The organism is Bacillus suaedaesalsae (assembly GCF_016890225.1).
Classification (GTDB): domain Bacteria; phylum Bacillota; class Bacilli; order Bacillales; family SA4; genus Bacillus_BS; species Bacillus_BS suaedaesalsae.
This window is the reverse complement of record NZ_JAFELM010000021.1, coordinates 140034-158673: the sequence shown is the minus strand read 5'-3', so window position 1 is coordinate 158673 and position 18640 is coordinate 140034. Positions and strand designations below refer to the sequence as shown.

Sequence of the window (18640 nt, the reverse complement as noted above, 5' to 3'; positions counted from 1 at the left end):
TTCCCTATATTCTATCACACATGATTTAAGGTATAGAAATCTCGGTAATAATTGAAGTTCCAAATTTCTAGACAAAATGCTATTACATCCTCAAACTGATTGTAAGTTTCCCCCTTCTAGCTGTTTACTCTACTTAATCCACTTCTTTCTTCCCAGCCAAAATCCTATTCCGAGGATAGCTAAGCTATAAATAAGATAAAATCCTATTTTGAATGGATGTTCTGTGACATCATCAACTATAGTTTGAAAGCCCTCTTTAATTTTCAAAGCATGGAAAAATGCTAGTAAGCTACCAGTCTCATATAAATAATAGAAATATACGATAACAATTCCGACCAACAAGAAACCTGCTGCTCTTAACGTACGGATCATGATTGTCCTACGATTCATAGCTGTCCGCTTATTCGCCTTCCCTTTTCTTTTTTTCGTTACCTCACGTAATGGCATAATGAACCCTACCTTTTGGAATCACGGAATAAAGCAACCCGGTATGGGAATAATGTTGCCGTCATCACACCATGCTTTACAGCTGGATCCGATTTCATTATCTCTTTTGCTTCTTCTTCTGTATCAACTTCTAAAATAACAATTCCGAACCCTGATTCCTCCATAACTAATGTTCGACCTGCCATCATGACGATTCCTTGTTCACACAGGTCCTGCAGCATATGAAAATGCTCTTTGACAATCTCATTTTCTCGCTCAGTCCAATTATCTTCATTCAACAGTGACGGAATTAATTTTAATTGATATAGATATTGTTCTTTCATCTCATCATCTCCAAATTCTTCTTACTTCTCTACCATCACTTTTAAGTTGGATCATATATACATCTGGGTTTGACATTGCTTTCCACTCGTCAAAACCATATACTTCATCAAATATTTTTAATAATAAAGTTGCTAAATTCCCATGACTAATTAATGCGATATGCTCTTCTGGTACCTCTACCAATTCTTCAATTAGAGATTTCACTCTGTTTATTGCATCTTGTGAAGATTCGCCGCCTTCTAGAGTAAAGGATAAATCTTGAAAGGACTGCTCTAATAATTCAAGCCAGTTTGATTGATTACTTGGACTTAATAATCGTTCTCCAAGTCGTTCGTCTTTTTCGATTTCAATACCCACCTTCTCTGCATATGGAAGGATCGATTCCACAGTTCTTTTATAAGGACTTGAGATGATCCTTTTAATGGGATACTCACTTAAAAACTCAGAAAGTTCGTTTGCTTGTTGCTGCCCTTCCTCAGTTAAACTTGCTTCCCGCTCCTGTCCAGATGCCTTACAATGACGAACCACGTATAAAATCTTATTCATGTTTTTTCCCATTCCTTTCAATGACATATGGAAATAAATCGTGAGCCACTTCTACTTGTTTAAAGACAGTCCTTGCTTCCTCTCGAAGCCTGTATACATCATCCTTTTGATAACGCGAACTAATATGTGTGAGGAGAAGCTTGTTCACCTTTGCTACTTCTGCTACTTTCGCGGCATGAATGGTTGTTGAATGATAATACTCATGTGCTAACTGGGCTTCCTCTCCACTAAAAGTGGCTTCATGAACAAGTACATCTGCATCCTTTGCTAAATGAATTGCAGTTTCCGTAAACCGTGTATCTCCTAAAACCGTTACGATTCTACCTTTCATTGACGGCCCTATGAACTCTTTGCCATCAAGTCTGGTTCCGTCTTCTAGTGTGACAAGCTCACCTTTTTTTAACTGTTTAAATATCGGTCCTGGTTTTACACCGAGAACTTTTAATTTTTCCACTTGTAGCGCACCTGGTAAATCCTTTTCGACAATTCGATATCCGAAGCATGAGATACCATGTTCAAGAAGACCAGCCTCTATGATGAATTGCTCATCCTCAAAAATAACACCTTCTTCAATTTCCACTATGGATAATGGATAACGTAAATGTGTTTTACTTATTTTAAGAGAAACTTCAATGAATTCCTTAATACCGATTGGGCCGTAGACAGTAAGCTCTGTTTCTCCACCCTGAAAGGAGCGACTCCCAAGTAATCCTGGTAGTCCGAAGATATGATCACCGTGTAAATGAGTAATGAAGATTTTTTCAATGCGACGTGGCCTTATGGACGTATGTAAAATTTGGTGCTGTGTTGCCTCACCACAATCAAAAAGCCATGTACTTCCTCTCTCCTCTAACAATTGAAGAGCAATTGCTGATACATTTCTCTCCTTTGCTGGTACACCAGCCCCTGTTCCTAAAAATACTAACTCCATAGTCTTCACGAATCCTCTCTTGATTGTAAAAAATCTTTATTAAAACTGGTGCCCTTTGTTTTTGATTCTTCTGTCTTGGCCGTAATCCCTTTTTTAATAACATCTTTTCCAAATTTTGATTGTAATTTCTCAATTGTATTAAAAAGAGGCTCTTTCTTTGCATCTTCTTCATATGAAAATAAATCTAGCTGTTTGAATGCATCCTTTTTCTCGATAAGGTCCATTGTGGTGATTCCAATTAATCGAACAGGCTCTTCATTCCAATGCTTTTTCCATAATTGAAGTGCCACTTCATATACATCTTTCGCTTCGACAACGGGGTTTTCAAGTTTTTTACTTCTTGTTATCGTTTTTCGATCATAATACCGTATGACAATCTGAATAGTGCGAGCAAGTGATTCCTTCCGTTTCAATCGTCTTGAAACAGAATCCGCTAACCTTCGTAAAACCCCATACAATATTTCTTCATCTGTTGTGTCTTCAGGTAGTGTTGTAGAATTTCCAATGCTTTTAAACTCAAAGATAGCATCTGGATCTACCACTCTCTCATCTATTCCGTTCGCCCGTTGTTTGAGCCTTTCCCCATTAATGCCTAATATTGCTTTTATTTGAATTTCATTAGCATTCGCTAAATCACCGATTGTTGTTATATGTATTGGTTTTAACTTTTCAGCTGTTTTTGTACCTACACCGTGCATCTCAGCAACTGGCAGTGGCCATAACACTTTTTCTACGTCACGCTTACGTAATATTGTAATTCCTAGTGGCTTTTTCATATCTGAAGCCATTTTGGCTAAAAATTTATTGGGTGCAATTCCGATACTGCTAGGCAGCTTTAAGTTATCTTGGAGTTCTTTTTGGATTTTTTGAGCAATTTCGTACGGTGTTCCTAAATTGTAACAATCAGAAATATCCATGTAGCCTTCATCAATTGAAACAGGCTGAACAAGATCGGTGTATGTACGGAGGTATTCGAACATTTCTAAAGAAGCTTTTCGATAACGATCGAAATTCGGGGTCTTAATGATTAAATTCGGACACAATCGCTTTGCTTCCCATAATGGCATCGTTGCCTTTACCCCTAATGCTCGAGCTTCATAACTACATGTAACAATAATCCCTCTTCTCTCCTCAGGATTCCCTGCAATCGCAAGTGGCTTTCCTTTCAAAGAAGGATCATATGCAACCTCAACAGAAGCATAGAAACTATTCATATCAACATGAAGAATGACTCGACCATTTATAGGATACATTTGTTTCAACACTTCTACACCCTTTACCTTTTACAATTACCTTTATCATAAAGTCTTTACATGGAAAAAGGCAAATAAAAAAGGCCCTATTCGGACCTTTACATAAGTATTATTGAAGTTGTTTTTTTACATCGTCCATTTCAGCAAGAGTGCTTAGAAGTTTAGTTGGGTCTAATAGAGATAGTAGTCTATTTTCTAGATTTGCTACTCCTACTAAATACGAAGAGGCGTCTGAAACTAGTAATCCAACTTGTTGAACAGATTCTGCAGGGATATCAATAATTTCCTTTGCATCATCAACGATAATACCGAAAGAAAGGGTATCTGTTTTTACAATAATCATTCTTGATTGTTCTGTAATTTCACTTTTAGTTTTGTAAAGAATTTGATTTGCATCTAAAATTGGTGTCACATCACCACGAACAGTTGTTACGCCATTCATATAGTAAGGCATATTTGGAATTGAAGTTAGAGGTTGCATTTTTTCAATTGATACAACGTATTGAATCGGAATACCGAATTCTTCTTCCTTTGCTTGGAATACAACAACTTTATCAAAAACTAGTGTTTCACTCATCATTACTTACCTCCTATTACTTTTGGCGCATCTATATGAATATCATACTATATGAATTGCATATAGAGAAGAGCGTGGAATAATTTAACTACACAAAAACAGATGAAAGTACTCACCTTCCAATGATTGAAGTTCTCTATTGATTACCTTTTGAAACTCCCAATGGATTACGTATTCTCTTATATTCCATTGATTATGGCGAAAGACTAGTATTCCAATATCATGATGCTTTCTAGTTTCTCTTCCAATATACAAATCTATGCCTAACCAGTAGTAAAATCATCCATTGTCTTAGCAATCTTACTACATTCCATTATAATAAAGTCTCCCTTACGTAGAACACGTGAGATGTAATTTATACAGAATGCACATCAAAACTAGTAAAGAAAATTATTTATTAAATCTAGTTCTCAACTCTATGAAAACGCATACACTTTACTACAAGCATGTTTTAGCAACAGGCTACTATTTCTTAGGGGGAATGAATGATGATTTTTGCACAACCTGGACAAGCTGATTCGAAGATAACTTTTAAAAGTCGCTATGAAAACTACATCGGCGGAAAATGGACGGCACCTGCAGGCGGTCAATACTTTGAAAATGTAACACCTGTCACTGGGAAAGCATTTTGTGAAGTAGCACGATCAACTTCTGAAGATATTGAACTTGCGTTAGACGCAGCACATGAGGCAAAAGCGGCTTGGGGACGTACGTCAGTTACAGAAAGAGCAAATATCTTAAATAAAATCGCAGACCGTATGGAGCAAAATCTTGAAATGTTAGCTGTTGCTGAAACGTGGGATAACGGAAAGCCAGTACGAGAAACTTTAGCTGCTGACTTACCACTTGCAATTGACCACTTCCGTTACTTTGCAGGAACAGTTCGAGCTCAGGAAGGTTCATTATCTGAAATTGACCACGACACTGTTGCGTATCATTACCATGAGCCGCTTGGAGTTGTTGGTCAAATTATTCCTTGGAACTTTCCTATTCTAATGGCAGTGTGGAAGTTAGCTCCAGCACTAGCAGCAGGTAACTGTGTAGTATTAAAACCAGCAGAGCAAACGCCTACATCGATTATGGTTCTGATGGAGTTAATTGAAGACTTATTACCACCTGGGGTCGTTAATATTGTAAATGGCTTTGGATTAGAAGCAGGTAAACCTCTTGCATCCAGCAGTCGCATTGCTAAGATTGCATTCACTGGTGAAACGACAACGGGTCGTTTAATCATGCAATATGCATCTCAAAATCTTATTCCTGTTACTCTTGAACTTGGTGGAAAATCACCAAATATCTTCTTTGAAGATGTAATGGCCCAAGATGATGATTTCCTAGATAAAGCAGTTGAAGGTTTTGTTATGTTTGCCTTAAATCAAGGCGAAGTATGCACTTGCCCTTCTCGTGCTTTAATTCAGGAATCCATTTATGACCGCTTTATGGAAAAAGCATTAGCTCGTGTAGCTGAGATTAAACAAGGAAATCCATTAGATGTTTCCACAATGATTGGTGCTCAAGCATCTACTGAACAATTAGAGAAAATCCTTTCTTACTTTGAAATTGGAAAACAAGAAGGCGCTGAAGTGTTAGCAGGTGGAGAAAGAAACTACTTATCTGAGGATTTAGAAGGTGGCTATTATATTAAGCCGACTGTATTCAAAGGTCACAACAAAATGAGAATCTTCCAGGAAGAGATTTTCGGACCCGTAGTATCTATAACTACGTTTAAAGATCAAGCTGAAGCGTTAGAGATTGCCAATGATACTTTGTATGGCTTAGGCGCAGGAGTTTGGACACGTGATATGAATACAGCATACCGCTTTGGAAGAGAAATTCAAGCTGGACGTGTATGGACTAACTGTTATCATGCGTACCCGGCTCATGCTGCCTTTGGTGGGTACAAATCTTCTGGAATTGGTCGTGAAAATCATAAAATGATGTTAGGTCACTACCAACAAACGAAAAACTTGCTAGTAAGCTATAGCCCACAAAAACTTGGATTCTTTTGATCCATGGTTTTGAAAGTAATTGCGACAAGAAGCGCTCTAGACTTAATAGAAAAGCTTAAGCATAAACATGGAGAATTACTGTTCCATCAGTCCGGCGGATGTTGTGATGGTAGCTCCCCTATGTGCTTTCCACAAGGTGACTTTCTAATTGCTGAGGCGGATGTACTACTTGGAGAAATCGGAAACTGTCCATTTTATATGACGAAAGCTCAATATGAGTATTGGAAGCATACCCAGCTCATCATTGACGTTGTAGAGGGACGTGGTGGAATGTTTTCTGTAGAAGGTTCTGAAGGAGTAAGATTTCTGACGAGATCTAGAGTTTTTAATGAGGAAGAACGTATAAAATTGGAACTTTAAGTATTAGACTAAGCAGACATCTTTAGGTTGTCTGCTTAGTTGTGTAGATTATTTAGAATATTGTCGAAAAATAAGTTATTTCCTGCAATTAACATGGTATAATATCCCTATTATATAATTTTAATAATTGACGCCTAAAGGGGATATATCATGAAAAGTATTAAAGGTAGAATACTAGCTAGTTTTGCTGTAGTACTTACAATTTTAATAGCAATAGCACTGTATAGTTTTTATACGATTTTCTCCACCTCAAATGATGTTGTTAAAATTACTCAAAATGATATGGCTTTTTTAGAAGATGCGAATTCAATGACCTTTAGTGTTGCAAACCGATCTAAAATTGCTCGTGATTATATTTTGTTTAATCGTAAAGAATTAAAAAATCAGTTCATAAAAGAAACTGAAGATGCGAAAAAAACAGAAGAAATTCTTCATACTGCTGTTAATGAAGGACGCATATCTAATTCAGTTAAAAGTGCTTTACTCGATGCAAATAACAAGACTGTAAAATGGACTAATTTTATTACAGACGAAGTAATGCCTTTATATGAGCGTGGTAATAAAGAAGCTGCTATACAGTTAATGGAGAAGAAAGATTTATTGTATAGTAAAGCTGCTATTAACGCATGGTTAAACGTGGTCGAAATACAAAATAGCCTTACAACGAAACAGGCTCAAGAGGTTCAAGCCTTCTCGTCACAGTCTGTTCTATTGATTTCGATTTTAGCCGTACTTGCAATTGTGGTTGCCGTTATTGTAGCCATGTTAAATGCAAGTAATATTTCTAAATCGATTACTCTAGTAGTTAACCGATTAGAAACAATTGCAAATGGTGATCTTCGTGGTGAACTCTTGCAAACAAAATCCAAAAATGAGATTGGCAGATTAATAAACGCATCAAATCAAATGACTCTTAATTTAAAGCTACTATTAGAACGAATTTCTGAAACAACAAGCCAAGTGGCTGCGTCGTCAGAACAGTTTAATGCTTCAGCGGAGCAATCTTCTTCTACTGCTGAACAAATTACAACATCGATACAAGAAATTGCACATGGAGCAGAGACTTCTTCTCAAAGTGCAAAAAATTCGGTATTGGCAATTGGTGAGATGTCTGAAGGAGTAAAGCTTATCGCTGACTCTTCAACAGAAGTAACAAAAGCATCACAAAATACTACGATACAAGCTAAAGAAGGTCACACTCTTGTTCAAAAGGCCGTTTCCCAAATGAAATCTATCCACACATCTGTTGGAAACACTTCAAAACTAGTGATTAATTTAGGACAAAGCTCCACTGAAATTGGACAGATTGTTGAAGTAATTACAGGTATTGCTGAACAAACGAACCTTCTAGCATTAAATGCTGCTATTGAAGCTGCAAGAGCAGGTGAACACGGTCGTGGTTTCGCAGTCGTTGCGGATGAAGTACGTAAGCTTGCAGAACAATCAAAGGCATCAGCAGATCAAATTTCATTACTTATTAATCAAATTCAACATGACACGAACCTGGCTGTGGAATCCATGACAAAAGGAACTACAGAAGTTGAAATCGGAACAAATGTCATATCTGAAACAGGTAAGGCATTTACAAGAATTTTAGACTCTATTCAACTAGTGACTGAAAAAATTGAAGAAGTGTCTTCCTATGCTGTAAAAATGGAAACAAATGCGGATCAAGTTAATTCGACTGTTAATCATCTTGCTAGTATCGCACAGTCAACATCTGTTAATTCTCAAAATGTTGCTGCAGCCTCAGAGGAACAGCTAGCAACGATGCAGGAAGTAGCAGCCTCTGCGACTTCCCTAAGTCATTTTGCAAATGAATTAAAAGAGGAGCTACATAAATTTAAATTTTAGTGGATTACATAGACCTTGAGGAAAAACCTCAAGGCTTTTCCTTTTACTATAACAATTAAGGACGTGTAAGGATGAAATACAGAAAGATTGGTTATTCTGTGTTGAAAGTAAGTGAAATTAGTTTAGGAAGTTATTTAACTTTATCTTAGATAGGTTCAGTCAATTAATTCATACAGCGATGGAATTAGGTATTAATTCCTTTGATACTGCGAACACCTACCAAGACGGTGAGGCTGAACGGATTCTAGGAAAAGCATTGGAGATTGTTCCTCGTGATGAATTTGTTGTAGGAACTAAGGCATTCTGGCCAACCGGTAAAGGTCCAAATAGCAGAGGCCTCTCTAGAAAACATCTTACCGAACAAGTAAATGCAAGCTTAAAGCGAATGAATATGGAGTATATCGATATTTTCTATTGTCACCATTATGATATCGATACCCCTATTGAAGAGACGTTACGTACTCTCGATGATCTGATTAAACAAGGGAAAATACTTTATGCTGGAGTTAGCAATTGGACCATTGAACAATTACGTGATGCAGTGCAGACTTCCGAGCAATATTTATTAAATAAGATCATTGTCAATCAATGTGAGTATAGTCTTCTGAAAAGGGATAATGAGGAGTCTCTTCTACCTCATTCTAAGGAATTAGGCATATCACAAATTGCCTTTAGTCCACTCGCTCAAGGAATTCTTACAGGGAAATACAATACAACAATTCCGAAGAAGAGCCGAGCAACAAATCCAAGTGCAAACAAGTTTTTCCATAAGCTTTTTAATGAAGAAAACATCCAAATAGTAAAAAGACTTGAGGATATAGCATCAAAATATGACTGTACTCTAACCGAACTTGCTTTGAATTGGGTATTACGGGAAGAGAATATATCTAGTGCGTTAGTCGGAGCATCTGCACTAGAACAGCTTGAGGAGAATATAAGAGCTGTTGAAAAGGAAGTTCCAGAGGAATTATTTTTCGAAGTCGAAACACTGTTCATTAAATAAAATAGACAAGAAGAAAGAGCGGATTGAAGTAAAAATTTTGCTCTTTTCTTTTTGTTTAAATTTCCTCGCGGTATCAGTTAAGTTTCATATGTCTACTAAATAAGAAAACTTTTACTAAGACATAACCTATTAAACCGCCAATTGTATTTAAAAACATATCATCTACATCAAAAGCTCCAACTCGAAATGAGATTTGTGTGATTTCAATAATAAATGAAAACAAAAATGAGTATAAGAAAATAAGATAAATATTATTTCTTTCAAACAACAATGGAATTAGGAATCCGAAGGGAAGAAAAGCAGCTATATTACCAAAAAAGTTATCCGTTAGCCGCGAAATTCGAAATCCATCATAGTGGTTGATGTAGTTCTTAATTGAATCAAACGGAATTACATTATAAGCAATAATCCCTTTTACATTATTTCGATAAGCAGAAAAAAATAATAAATAGAACAATAAGCCTAAGTAGCAAACAAACATAACCCAAACAGCCAATTTATTATATTTCATAATTCCTCCACGCTAAAAGAAAAAGAGGCATAAAAAACTGCCTCTTCAATAATCGTATTATTACTTTGCAACTTCTTCTATTATTGCTACTACTAATTCAGCCGTTTTTACAAGCTCTTCGATTGGCATTCTTTCATTTGTCGTATGGATTTCTTCATATCCTACAGCTAAGTTGACAGTAGGAATTCCGTGACCTGCGATTACGTTCGCGTCACTTCCTCCCCCACTTTGTTGCAATTCTGAAGAACGTCCAATAGCAGTTGCTGCACGACGTGCTACTTCAACAACATGGTCACCTTCTCCAAACTTAAAACCAGGGTACATCACTGTTACTTCGACTTCAGCACGTCCACCCATTTCAGAAGCTGTTGATTCAAACGCTTCCTTCATTTTTTGTACTTGTGCTTCCATCTTCTCAGGAACTAATGAACGTGCTTCAGCAAGGATATCTACTCGATCACATACGATGTTTGTTTGTTGACCACCTTCAAAACGACCGATGTTTGCCGTTGTTTCTTCATCGATACGACCTAGTGGCATTTTAGCGATAGCTTTTGCAGCTACTGTAATTGCTGATACCCCTTTTTCTGGAGCAACACCAGCGTGAGCCGTCTTACCGAAAATTGTTGTCTTAACTTTTGCTTGAGTTGGTGCTGCTACAATGATATTTCCGACTTTACCGTCACTATCTAATGCATAGCCGTATTTAGCTGTAATTTTGGAACGGTCAAGAACCTTTGCTCCTACTAAGCCTGACTCTTCCCCTACTGTAATAATAAATTCAATTGTTCCATGAGGGATGTTGTTCTCTTTAAGAACACGAATCGCTTCAAACATTGCTGCAAGACCCGTCTTATCGTCAGCACCTAAAATCGTCGTACCATCCGTCACAACGTAACCATCTTTAACAGATGGCTTAACACCTTTACCAGGTACAACTGTATCCATATGTGATGTGAAGTAAATGGTATCTACTCCGTCTTTTGTCGCAGGTAGTGTACATACTAAGTTTCCTGCACCATGACCAGTTAAGGCTGTTGTGTCATCTTCGTATACTTCAACACCTAAAGAAGAAAATTTTTCTTTTAATACTTTTGCGATTTCAGCTTCAAATTTTGTTTCAGAATCAACTTGAACTAATTCAAGAAATTCGTTTAATAAACGTTCTTGATTTACCATGATTTATACCTCCAATGTTTATAACGGGATGTTTCCGTGTTTTTTTCTAGGTCGTTCTTCACGCTTGTTTCTTAACATTTCGAGTGCTTGAATCAATTTTATTCTTGTATCTCTTGGATCAATGACATCATCAACCATTCCCATTTTTGCTGCAACATATGGGTTTGCAAACTTTTCGCGATACTCTTCAATCTTATCCGCTCTTGTCTGCTCTGGGTTCTCGCTATTTTCAATTTCCCTTGCAAAAATAATGTTAGCGGCTCCTTGTGGTCCCATTACCGCAATTTCTGCATTCGGCCACGCATACACTAAGTCCGCACCAATGGCTTTACTATTTAATGCTACATATGCCCCTCCATATGCTTTTCTCAAAATAACAGTTAACTTAGGTACTGTTGCTTCTGAATAAGCATATAAAATCTTAGCTCCATGACGTATGATTCCACCGTGTTCTTGTTTTACACCTGGGAAGAATCCTGTTACATCCTCAAATGTAATAATAGGAATATTAAACGAGTCACAGAAACGAATAAAGCGAGCCGCTTTGTCAGATGAATCGATATCTAGTCCACCTGCCATGACCTTCGGTTGATTACAAACTAATCCTACCACTTCTCCCTTAATTCGTGCCAATCCTACGACAATATTCCTTGCAAAATCTTTATGTACTTCTAAGAAAGATCCTTCATCTACTACCTGCTCTACGACTGTTCTCACATCGTAAGGACGAATCGGATCAAATGGTATCGTTTCTGTTAAATCTGGTCGGTAGTCAGATTCATCATTTTGCTCTTTTATTGGTGCCTTTTCTTCATTGTTCTGTGGTAAATAACTTAACAAATGTCTAACTTGCTCTAGTACTTCCTGTTCTGTTTTACCAGAGAAATGAGCATTACCACTAACAGAGTTATGCATCTTCGCTCCACCAAGGTCTTCGGAGGAAATTTTTTCACCTGTTACGGTTTCAATAACCTTTGGACCAGTGATGAACATTTGACTTGTTTCCTCAACCATGAATACAAAATCAGTAATCGCTGGTGAATAAACGGCTCCCCCTGCACACGGACCCATAATAACTGAGATTTGTGGGACTACACCCGAATAAATGGCATTACGGTAAAAAATGTGACCATAACCATCTAATGATACCACACCTTCTTGAATTCTTGCTCCACCCGAGTCATTTAACCCAACCACTGGAGCACCATTTTTCACAGCTAAGTCCATAATATTTGATATTTTCTTCGCATGCATCTCACCTAATGCTCCACCGAAAACAGTGAAGTCTTGCGAAAACAAGTATATAGGACGACCATGTACTTTACCGTACCCTGTAACAACACCATCTCCAGGACCTTTTTTATCACCTAAACCGAAATCTTGAGAGCGATGTTCAATAAACGGGTTTAACTCTACAAATGTTCCAGGATCAACTAGAAGATCAATTCTTTCTCTAGCAGTTAGTTTACCCTTTTCATGTTGCTTTTCAATACGATCGTCACCGCCACCTAATTCTACTTCACGTTTCCTGTCATATAGTTCATTTATTTTTTCGTAAATATTCAAGATGAACACTCCTTTATTTCTTTTCACAAAGTTCTAGTAAAACTCCACCAGTTGATTTAGGATGCATGAATGCGATTTGCGCTCCTCCAGCCCCTGGTTTAGATGTTTCATTAATCATTTGTATCCCATTTTCCTTAAGTTCCTGTATTCTCTCTTCTATTGATGAAACACCTAAAGCAACATGGTGAATTCCTTCACCCTTTTTTTCTATGAATTTAGCAACCGCACTATTTGGGCTAGTTGGCTGTAATAGCTCTAACTTTGTTTCGCCAGCTTTTATAAAAGCGACACGAACATTTTCTGACTCTACTTCTTCAATTCCTAATAATTCAAGCTTTAATGTGGATACATAAAAGTCTAACGAATCTTCTATCGACCGAACTGCAATACCTATATGATCAACTTTTTTTATCATATAAACATTCCCTCCTAACAAAAACTAAGCATGTCCAAAAAAGAAAACGCATACAATTATAATAAAATACTTTTTAACCTACATCTATTCTTATTTCTGCATAGACCATGAAATATCCTGCCACTTTTTATGACTTGTCCTGATTCACGTAAATGATTAGAATAATAGATAAGAGCCATAAATAAAAGGGGGAAAAAAGATGTCCCGTAAAACACAAAAATTTGTTGTATATTTAATGATCATTTCAATCTTACTATCTTCATTATTTGCTGGTATGGCAATGTTTTTTTAAAGATGCAAAAACAAGAGAACGACTTTAAGTCGTTCTTTTTTTCTTACTTCCTTGCTTTTATAATAAAAGTAGACGGTACCAGTCTAGTTTTATATAGAGAATAATATCTCTCTGAAATTTCTCCGATTTCATTATCATACTTTGAAGATACTTCTCCCTCGATTAATTTTTCAATTTTAAATCCAACGCGAATTAGCTCATTTAAAAACGTACTCAGTTTTCTTCTTGGAATGATTGCTTGCACTGACTCACCTTTAAAAGAAGGAATTTCCCACATATCCTCTTTTTGGTACTCTCTACTTAGTATGAGTTCTTCATTTCTCGAAGTTAAGCTCGAATAAAAGGGATGTTCCCAACTGAAAATAAAGCTTCCTCCTTGCTTTAAATAAGAATAAATAAGAGTAGTGGTTTTCGATAAATCTGTTGACCAACCAAGTGCATAGATTGAAAATGCCATATCAAAATACTCCTTTGGAATACCACATTCTTCTTCCATTGGGCTACAGATAAGATTAGTATTTAATCCAATCAACGTAGATTTAGCAGTTTCAATTTGACTTTGTGAAAGGTCAATCCCCCATAATTCACTAGCATGTCTGTCTGACATATATTTTAAAGAATGTCCACTTCCACAACCTATTTCAAGTACTTTCTTTCCTTTTATCTCATCGAACAGATGTAATTCATCTTCGGTTTCTGTAAATGGTCCATATTCTGGTAACGCCTCCACACCATGAAAATGATGAGCCACTTTATTCCAACAATTTTTATTCACTTCTATGATATTTGTTTGTCCCATTTTCCTGTTACCTCTTCTCCATTATCCTATATGGATAATGTTAGCATATTATTAAAGAGTAATTTTAAAATATCCCAAAAAGACTAATCAATTACCTTATAAATCTATGATTCGTTTCGAATTATTTTGGATAGAATGGTAATGGAGGGAGGGACTCTGCTTATGAGAAGGTTACTTCTTTTTATATCTGTTGGAATATTCTTTTATGCATTATGGAATACGGGAGAAAAGCATCTTGAGAATACAAGTTTTGACTCTGCTATTGAAGCCATCAAATCAGAGATTGATATAGTTTCGAAGGATCCAGAAATAACGCAATTAATTGAACGTATTTCGTTAGGGCTTCAGTTATTAGTTGAACAACTTCAGTCAACTCTTGAAGAACTTCCTGAAACAAAAACGAATGACCAGGCTTCACCTACTATCCCGAAGCCACAATTAGAAACACCTACCGAACAGTACTTTTCGATTCATAATGTTCAGGTTGGTGATACAAAGGAACATGTTGAAAAACTATTAGGAGCGCCAAAACGTTCAACATATAATGAATACGGCATTGAATGGTTCGCCTACCATGAAAACTATCAAAATTTTGTCATGGTTGGTTATGAAGGAAACGGTTTGGTTGCAGGATTATATACAAATCAAGATTTAATTTCATCCACAAAAAATATTACGTATGGTAGTACAAGACAACAAGTGTTGGATGCTTTTGGGGAACCATTAAACAGTATTAATAAAGGTAGAATGATCTATCAATTCGAGAAAGACAGAGACTACGAAGTGTATTTATTAAACAACACGTATACGACTATTTTTTACGATAAACATCGCGATAATATCGTAACTGCCATCCAAATGGTTAGTAAGGATTTAGAAAAAGCTAAAGAGTCCTTTTATACAGAAGGAACTGATCAACTAAAGGAAGGCTTTGAGTATCAGCTTTTCGACTTAACAAACGCAGCAAGAGTCGTGCATGGACTTCCAGTGTTAGAATGGGATGAAGCAGTTAGAGAAACAGCACGTAAGCATAGTGCAGACATGGCTCAAAATAATTATTTTAGTCATACTAATTTAGAAGGTGAATCTCCATTTGATCGGATGCTTGAGGACGATATAGTCTTTAATGTTGCTGGAGAGAATTTGGCTTACGGTCAGTTTAGCAGTATTTTTGCACATGAAGGGTTAATGAACTCGGTGGGACATCGTGAAAATATATTACAAAAGGACTATGAATATCTCGGAGTAGGTGTTGCCTTTAACCAAGAATCACAGCCTTACTATACAGAAAATTATTTTAGTAAGTAATGCTGTATAAGTTTGGGTTAAATGAGAGAATTAAGGTCACACTAACATACGACTACAAGAAAAAAGGAGACAACAACTCATGGTGAATCAAGATTTTAATAAATTTACAAAACTTCAACAGGAGCATAAGTCTGAATATGTAGGTAGTGACAGACCCCATAAGCAACAGTCTAACGATAAAGGATTTAACAACAATTCCGATACGGATAAGTCACCAGGGGCAACGGGTAGGGAGTTATAGGTAAAGGCCAAGGATGAGTTCCTTAGCCTTTTTTATTTGATTGCTCCGGCAATTGTAGCGAGTTCAATAAATGACATATCTGTATTCGTAATTTTGATTTTCGTTCCTAATGGTATTTCATTAAAAAGTTGTTCAATTTCGTTATTCCTTAACCTAACACAGCCTTGCGTAACGTAATGACCAATTGACATAGCATTGTTATTGCCGTGTATTCCATAAATTCTACCATCTGTCCCTTCTGCATCAAACCCCATCCACCTTGTACCTAATGGATTATCTTTAGTGCCACCTTCAATGTTTTTCTTACGATAATAAGGATTCACAGCTTTTACAACAATCGTAAATTCACCTTCAGGCGTTAACTCATCCGTATAGCCAGTTGCAACATCATAAATACTCTTTAGTTCACCATGGTTAATATAAGCAAGTTGGTTTGTTTGTTTATTCACAATTAAGTAAGGGTCCCCCACTAACGGATTTTGTCCAAGTGGCCAAATAGGGGATACCGTAAGGAGAATAGTAAGGATCAAATTTAACATTACGTTCGCCTCACATTTCTTTAACTAGTAAGGTTAGTTTTTGCCTAATATTTCAAATCATTCATAATTAGGTCTAAAATAGCTCTTAATTATTAAATATTGTTCCATTTCCCTAAAAAATTGATGTAATGATGCCCGTGCTTCAAACTCTTCTCTCGTCTTTGGAAGCTCCATTTGGCGAAACGCTGTTTTCAATTCCTCTATTTTGTCTAGAAATCGTTTTGCAGTATTTCCTGGATGGATGGAATTACTAATGTCATCCACAAATTCGGCCAATATCTCCCCTTGTTCACAAGAATGTGTTAAAGATGTTACTAACGGTAACACTCTTTCAATAATTTGTAGCTGTCGTTCACGAATTTTAAAATATGAATAGTATGTATTCTCATATCGAGTTATGTGATTTTGAATATCCCTAATTGCTAAACTTTTTGCCTCTTCAATGGATTCATGTGCAAGTGTTAATTCCTTCCCATCCCAACTTGACTCTTGCTGTCTTAGATATACTGCGATTTCCTTAAATATAAATGCAAAGTATCGCTCGATTTCTTTTTGATATTTTTTTAATTCTTTATCTACACTAGGCATATATAAATTCATGATTAAAGCTACACCAATTCCAATTGAAATGATCGCGTATTCATTTAAAAGAAAATCAATGGTAAAAGACTTCTTGTTATATAAGTGAAATATAATAACACTACTTGTTACAATACCTTCTTGAATTCGTAAGAACACCGTAGTTGGGATGAAAAATAATAAAATAACTCCTAGAGAGATAGGAGTGTAACCAATTATTTTGAAAATGATGAAGGAAAAAATAATAGCGACAGTACTTGCTAACAATCTAGACCACGAACTCTTCAGTGACTTTTTCTTTGTAGCTTGTATACAAAGAATGGTAATAATACCTGCAGATGTGTAATACTCAAGCTCCAACATAGCTGCAATAAAAATCGCAATCGATACACCTAAAGCTGTTTTGATCGTTCGATATCCAATTTTAAACATACACACTCTCCTAACTATTGTTTAGGATATCTTGAAAAAGGTTTCATTAGTCAAATAAAAAATGGTGACCCAAAAGGATCACCATTTTGATTATAGCATTTTTTCTAAAAAATCTTGCGCACGTTTTGTCTTTGGCGACGTAAAAAATTCTCTTGGAGGGGCATCTTCTACAAGTTGTCCTTCATCTAGGAATAACACTCGATCAGCCACTTCACGAGCAAAGCCCATTTCATGAGTTACGATTGCCATCGTCATACCCGTATGTGCAAGTGACTTCATTACCTCTAATACTTCCTTTACCATCTCAGGGTCCAGAGCAGAGGTTGGTTCATCGAATAACATTACATTCGGATTCATTGCAAGTGCTCGAGCAATTGCCACACGTTGCTTCTGTCCTCCTGAAAGCTTCGTTGGATATTCATTCACTTTCTCTGATAAGCCAACCTTCTTCAATAGATCTTGGCCAATAGATTCTGCCTCTGACTTAGAAAGTCCTTTAACATTAATTGGTGCATACGTTAAATTTTCTAATACCGTCATATGTGGGAATAAGTGAAAGTGTTGAAAAACCATCCCTACATTTTGTCGAACATTTAAGATATCTACTTTTGGATTGGTAACCTCTTCACTTCCAATCCAAACTTGGCCACTTGTAGGCTCTTCCAGTAAATTCATACAACGTAAAAATGTTGATTTACCTGACCCAGAAGGTCCTATAATTGCCACAACATCCCCTTGTTTAATTTCCGTTGAAATCCCCTTTAATACTTCTAGTTGTCCAAATGATTTATGAAGGTTTTGTACTTTAATCACTTTGTTTCAACCTCCTTTCAATCATTTTACCTACAAATGTTAGGATGATGATGAGGAGATAATAAACCAGACCTACAAATAATAACGGCTCGAAAAAACCATACGTTTTGCCTCCAATAATTTGTGCTCGTCTCATCAAATCCATTGTTCCAATAACAGAAACTAAAGCTGATTCCTTAGTCAGTGTAATAAATTCATTCATTAAGGCTGGCAGAATATTTTTAAATGCTTGTGGCATTACAATATCCCACATCATTTTTTTGTATGGAACACCTAATGCCATTGCAGCCTCACGTTGTCCTTTATCGACAGCTTGTATCCCTGCCCGGATAACTTCAGACATATATGCACCCGAATTTAATGCAAATGCAGAAACAGCTGCAACATATGGTGGGATATCTACTCCACCAAGCAACTGTGGTAATCCAAAATAAATAATCATAAGTTGTAATATTAGAGGTGTTCCTCTAAAGACGGACGTATATGCGTCTGCAAACCACTGTAATGCTTTCACTCTACTGATTTTAAACAATGCTAAAATAATTGCTAGAATAAAACCAATTAGTGCCGAAACTATAACAACCCCTAGTGTAACCCATAACCCTTGTAATATAAAAGGGATATAGGGCACGAGGTTATCAGAGAAATTAAGATTCATGCCC

At 36.5% G+C, this 18640-nt stretch carries 21 protein-coding genes and 1 pseudogene; 7 read left to right on the top strand and 15 right to left on the bottom strand.

From position 1 onward, the window contains the following. Positions 1 to 129: 129 nt before the first annotated feature. From JR050_RS06820 to JR050_RS06795, 6 genes are all read right to left on the bottom strand, one after another. Entirely contained in the window at positions 130 to 447 is a 318-nt protein-coding gene (locus JR050_RS06820) for a hypothetical protein (RefSeq protein ID WP_204202757.1), read from the bottom strand. 8 nt (positions 448 to 455) lie between these two features. Further along, positions 456 to 770 (bottom strand): YciI family protein, encoded by a 315-nt coding sequence (locus JR050_RS06815; protein ID WP_204202756.1) that lies wholly within the window; start codon positions 768 to 770, stop codon positions 456 to 458. 4 nt (positions 771 to 774) lie between these two features. Then, positions 775 to 1317, bottom strand: a complete 543-nt coding sequence (locus JR050_RS06810) for a histidine phosphatase family protein (RefSeq protein ID WP_204202755.1) — start codon at positions 1315 to 1317, stop codon at positions 775 to 777. Continuing rightward, complete coding sequence (gene rnz, locus JR050_RS06805; RefSeq protein ID WP_204202804.1) at positions 1310 to 2248, bottom strand: ribonuclease Z; 939 nt, start codon at positions 2246 to 2248, stop codon at positions 1310 to 1312. The genes JR050_RS06810 and rnz overlap by 8 nt, the downstream gene beginning before the upstream one ends. Positions 2249 to 2253: 5 nt before the next feature. Beyond that, positions 2254 to 3501 carry a DNA polymerase IV gene (locus JR050_RS06800; RefSeq protein ID WP_204202803.1) on the bottom strand — a complete coding sequence of 416 codons (1248 nt, stop codon included), beginning with the start codon at positions 3499 to 3501 and terminating at the stop codon, positions 2254 to 2256. A gap of 109 nt (positions 3502 to 3610) precedes the next feature. Beyond that, entirely contained in the window at positions 3611 to 4081 is a 471-nt protein-coding gene (locus JR050_RS06795; protein WP_204202754.1) for a chemotaxis protein CheW, read from the bottom strand. A 485-nt stretch (positions 4082 to 4566) separates the two neighbouring features. Here JR050_RS06795 and adh point away from each other — a divergent pair, with 485 nt between their 5' ends. The 4 genes and pseudogenes from adh (at position 4567) to JR050_RS06775 (ending at position 9304) form a co-directional block, all read left to right on the top strand. Continuing rightward, a complete protein-coding gene (gene adh / locus JR050_RS06790) occupies positions 4567 to 6087 on the top strand; it encodes an aldehyde dehydrogenase (protein ID WP_204202802.1) in 1521 nt (506 codons plus the stop codon). A 3-nt stretch (positions 6088 to 6090) separates the two neighbouring features. Continuing rightward, positions 6091 to 6447, top strand: a complete 357-nt coding sequence (locus JR050_RS06785; protein WP_204202753.1) for a DUF779 domain-containing protein — start codon at positions 6091 to 6093, stop codon at positions 6445 to 6447. 150 nt (positions 6448 to 6597) lie between these two features. Further along, on the top strand, positions 6598 to 8301 hold the full coding sequence (locus JR050_RS06780; protein ID WP_204202752.1) for a methyl-accepting chemotaxis protein: 1704 nt from the start codon (positions 6598 to 6600) through the stop codon (positions 8299 to 8301). 71 nt (positions 8302 to 8372) lie between these two features. After that, positions 8373 to 9304: pseudogene (locus JR050_RS06775) on the top strand (aldo/keto reductase family protein). A gap of 73 nt (positions 9305 to 9377) precedes the next feature. Here the strand turns inward: JR050_RS06775 and JR050_RS06770 are convergent. Genes JR050_RS06770 through mce form a run of 4 tightly spaced genes read right to left on the bottom strand, consistent with a single transcriptional unit; the run spans position 9378 to position 12975 of the window. Continuing rightward, positions 9378 to 9815, bottom strand: a complete 438-nt coding sequence (locus tag JR050_RS06770) for a VanZ family protein (RefSeq protein ID WP_204202751.1) — start codon at positions 9813 to 9815, stop codon at positions 9378 to 9380. Between the two features lie 60 nt (positions 9816 to 9875). Continuing rightward, positions 9876 to 10994 carry a tripeptidase T gene (locus JR050_RS06765; RefSeq protein ID WP_204202750.1) on the bottom strand — a complete coding sequence of 373 codons (1119 nt, stop codon included), beginning with the start codon at positions 10992 to 10994 and terminating at the stop codon, positions 9876 to 9878. A gap of 18 nt (positions 10995 to 11012) precedes the next feature. Then, positions 11013 to 12560 carry an acyl-CoA carboxylase subunit beta gene (locus JR050_RS06760; protein WP_204202749.1) on the bottom strand — a complete coding sequence of 516 codons (1548 nt, stop codon included), beginning with the start codon at positions 12558 to 12560 and terminating at the stop codon, positions 11013 to 11015. 13 nt (positions 12561 to 12573) lie between these two features. Further along, positions 12574 to 12975 carry a methylmalonyl-CoA epimerase gene (mce, locus tag JR050_RS06755; RefSeq protein WP_204202748.1) on the bottom strand — a complete coding sequence of 134 codons (402 nt, stop codon included), beginning with the start codon at positions 12973 to 12975 and terminating at the stop codon, positions 12574 to 12576. Positions 12976 to 13174: 199 nt separating this feature from the next. On the opposite strand from mce, the gene prli42 reads away from it, so the two are divergent. After that, on the top strand, positions 13175 to 13267 hold the full coding sequence (prli42, locus tag JR050_RS06750; RefSeq protein ID WP_149218581.1) for a stressosome-associated protein Prli42: 93 nt from the start codon (positions 13175 to 13177) through the stop codon (positions 13265 to 13267). Positions 13268 to 13310: 43 nt separating this feature from the next. Here prli42 and JR050_RS06745 read toward each other — a convergent pair whose 3' ends face one another. Then, a complete protein-coding gene (locus tag JR050_RS06745; protein ID WP_204202747.1) occupies positions 13311 to 14066 on the bottom strand; it encodes a class I SAM-dependent methyltransferase in 756 nt (251 codons plus the stop codon). Positions 14067 to 14228: 162 nt separating this feature from the next. On the opposite strand from JR050_RS06745, the gene JR050_RS06740 reads away from it, so the two are divergent. Next, positions 14229 to 15374, top strand: coding sequence for a CAP domain-containing protein (locus JR050_RS06740; RefSeq protein ID WP_204202746.1), 1146 nt, complete (start codon positions 14229 to 14231; stop codon positions 15372 to 15374). Positions 15375 to 15453: 79 nt separating this feature from the next. Further along, positions 15454 to 15615 (top strand): hypothetical protein, encoded by a 162-nt coding sequence (locus JR050_RS06735; RefSeq protein ID WP_204202745.1) that lies wholly within the window; start codon positions 15454 to 15456, stop codon positions 15613 to 15615. A gap of 32 nt (positions 15616 to 15647) precedes the next feature. On the opposite strand, the gene JR050_RS06730 is transcribed toward JR050_RS06735, so the two are convergent. The 4 genes from JR050_RS06730 to JR050_RS06715 form a co-directional block, all read right to left on the bottom strand. Next, complete coding sequence (locus tag JR050_RS06730) at positions 15648 to 16154, bottom strand: L,D-transpeptidase (RefSeq protein ID WP_204202744.1); 507 nt, start codon at positions 16152 to 16154, stop codon at positions 15648 to 15650. 57 nt (positions 16155 to 16211) lie between these two features. Then, entirely contained in the window at positions 16212 to 17165 is a 954-nt protein-coding gene (locus tag JR050_RS06725; protein ID WP_204202743.1) for an aromatic acid exporter family protein, read from the bottom strand. Between the two features lie 90 nt (positions 17166 to 17255). Then, complete coding sequence (locus tag JR050_RS06720) at positions 17256 to 17978, bottom strand: ATP-binding cassette domain-containing protein (RefSeq protein ID WP_204202742.1); 723 nt, start codon at positions 17976 to 17978, stop codon at positions 17256 to 17258. Then, positions 17971 to 18636: an amino acid ABC transporter permease gene (locus tag JR050_RS06715; RefSeq protein ID WP_204202741.1), complete on the bottom strand. Its 666-nt coding sequence runs from the start codon at positions 18634 to 18636 to the stop codon at positions 17971 to 17973. The genes JR050_RS06720 and JR050_RS06715 overlap by 8 nt, the downstream gene beginning before the upstream one ends. Positions 18637 to 18640: the final 4 nt, after the last annotated feature.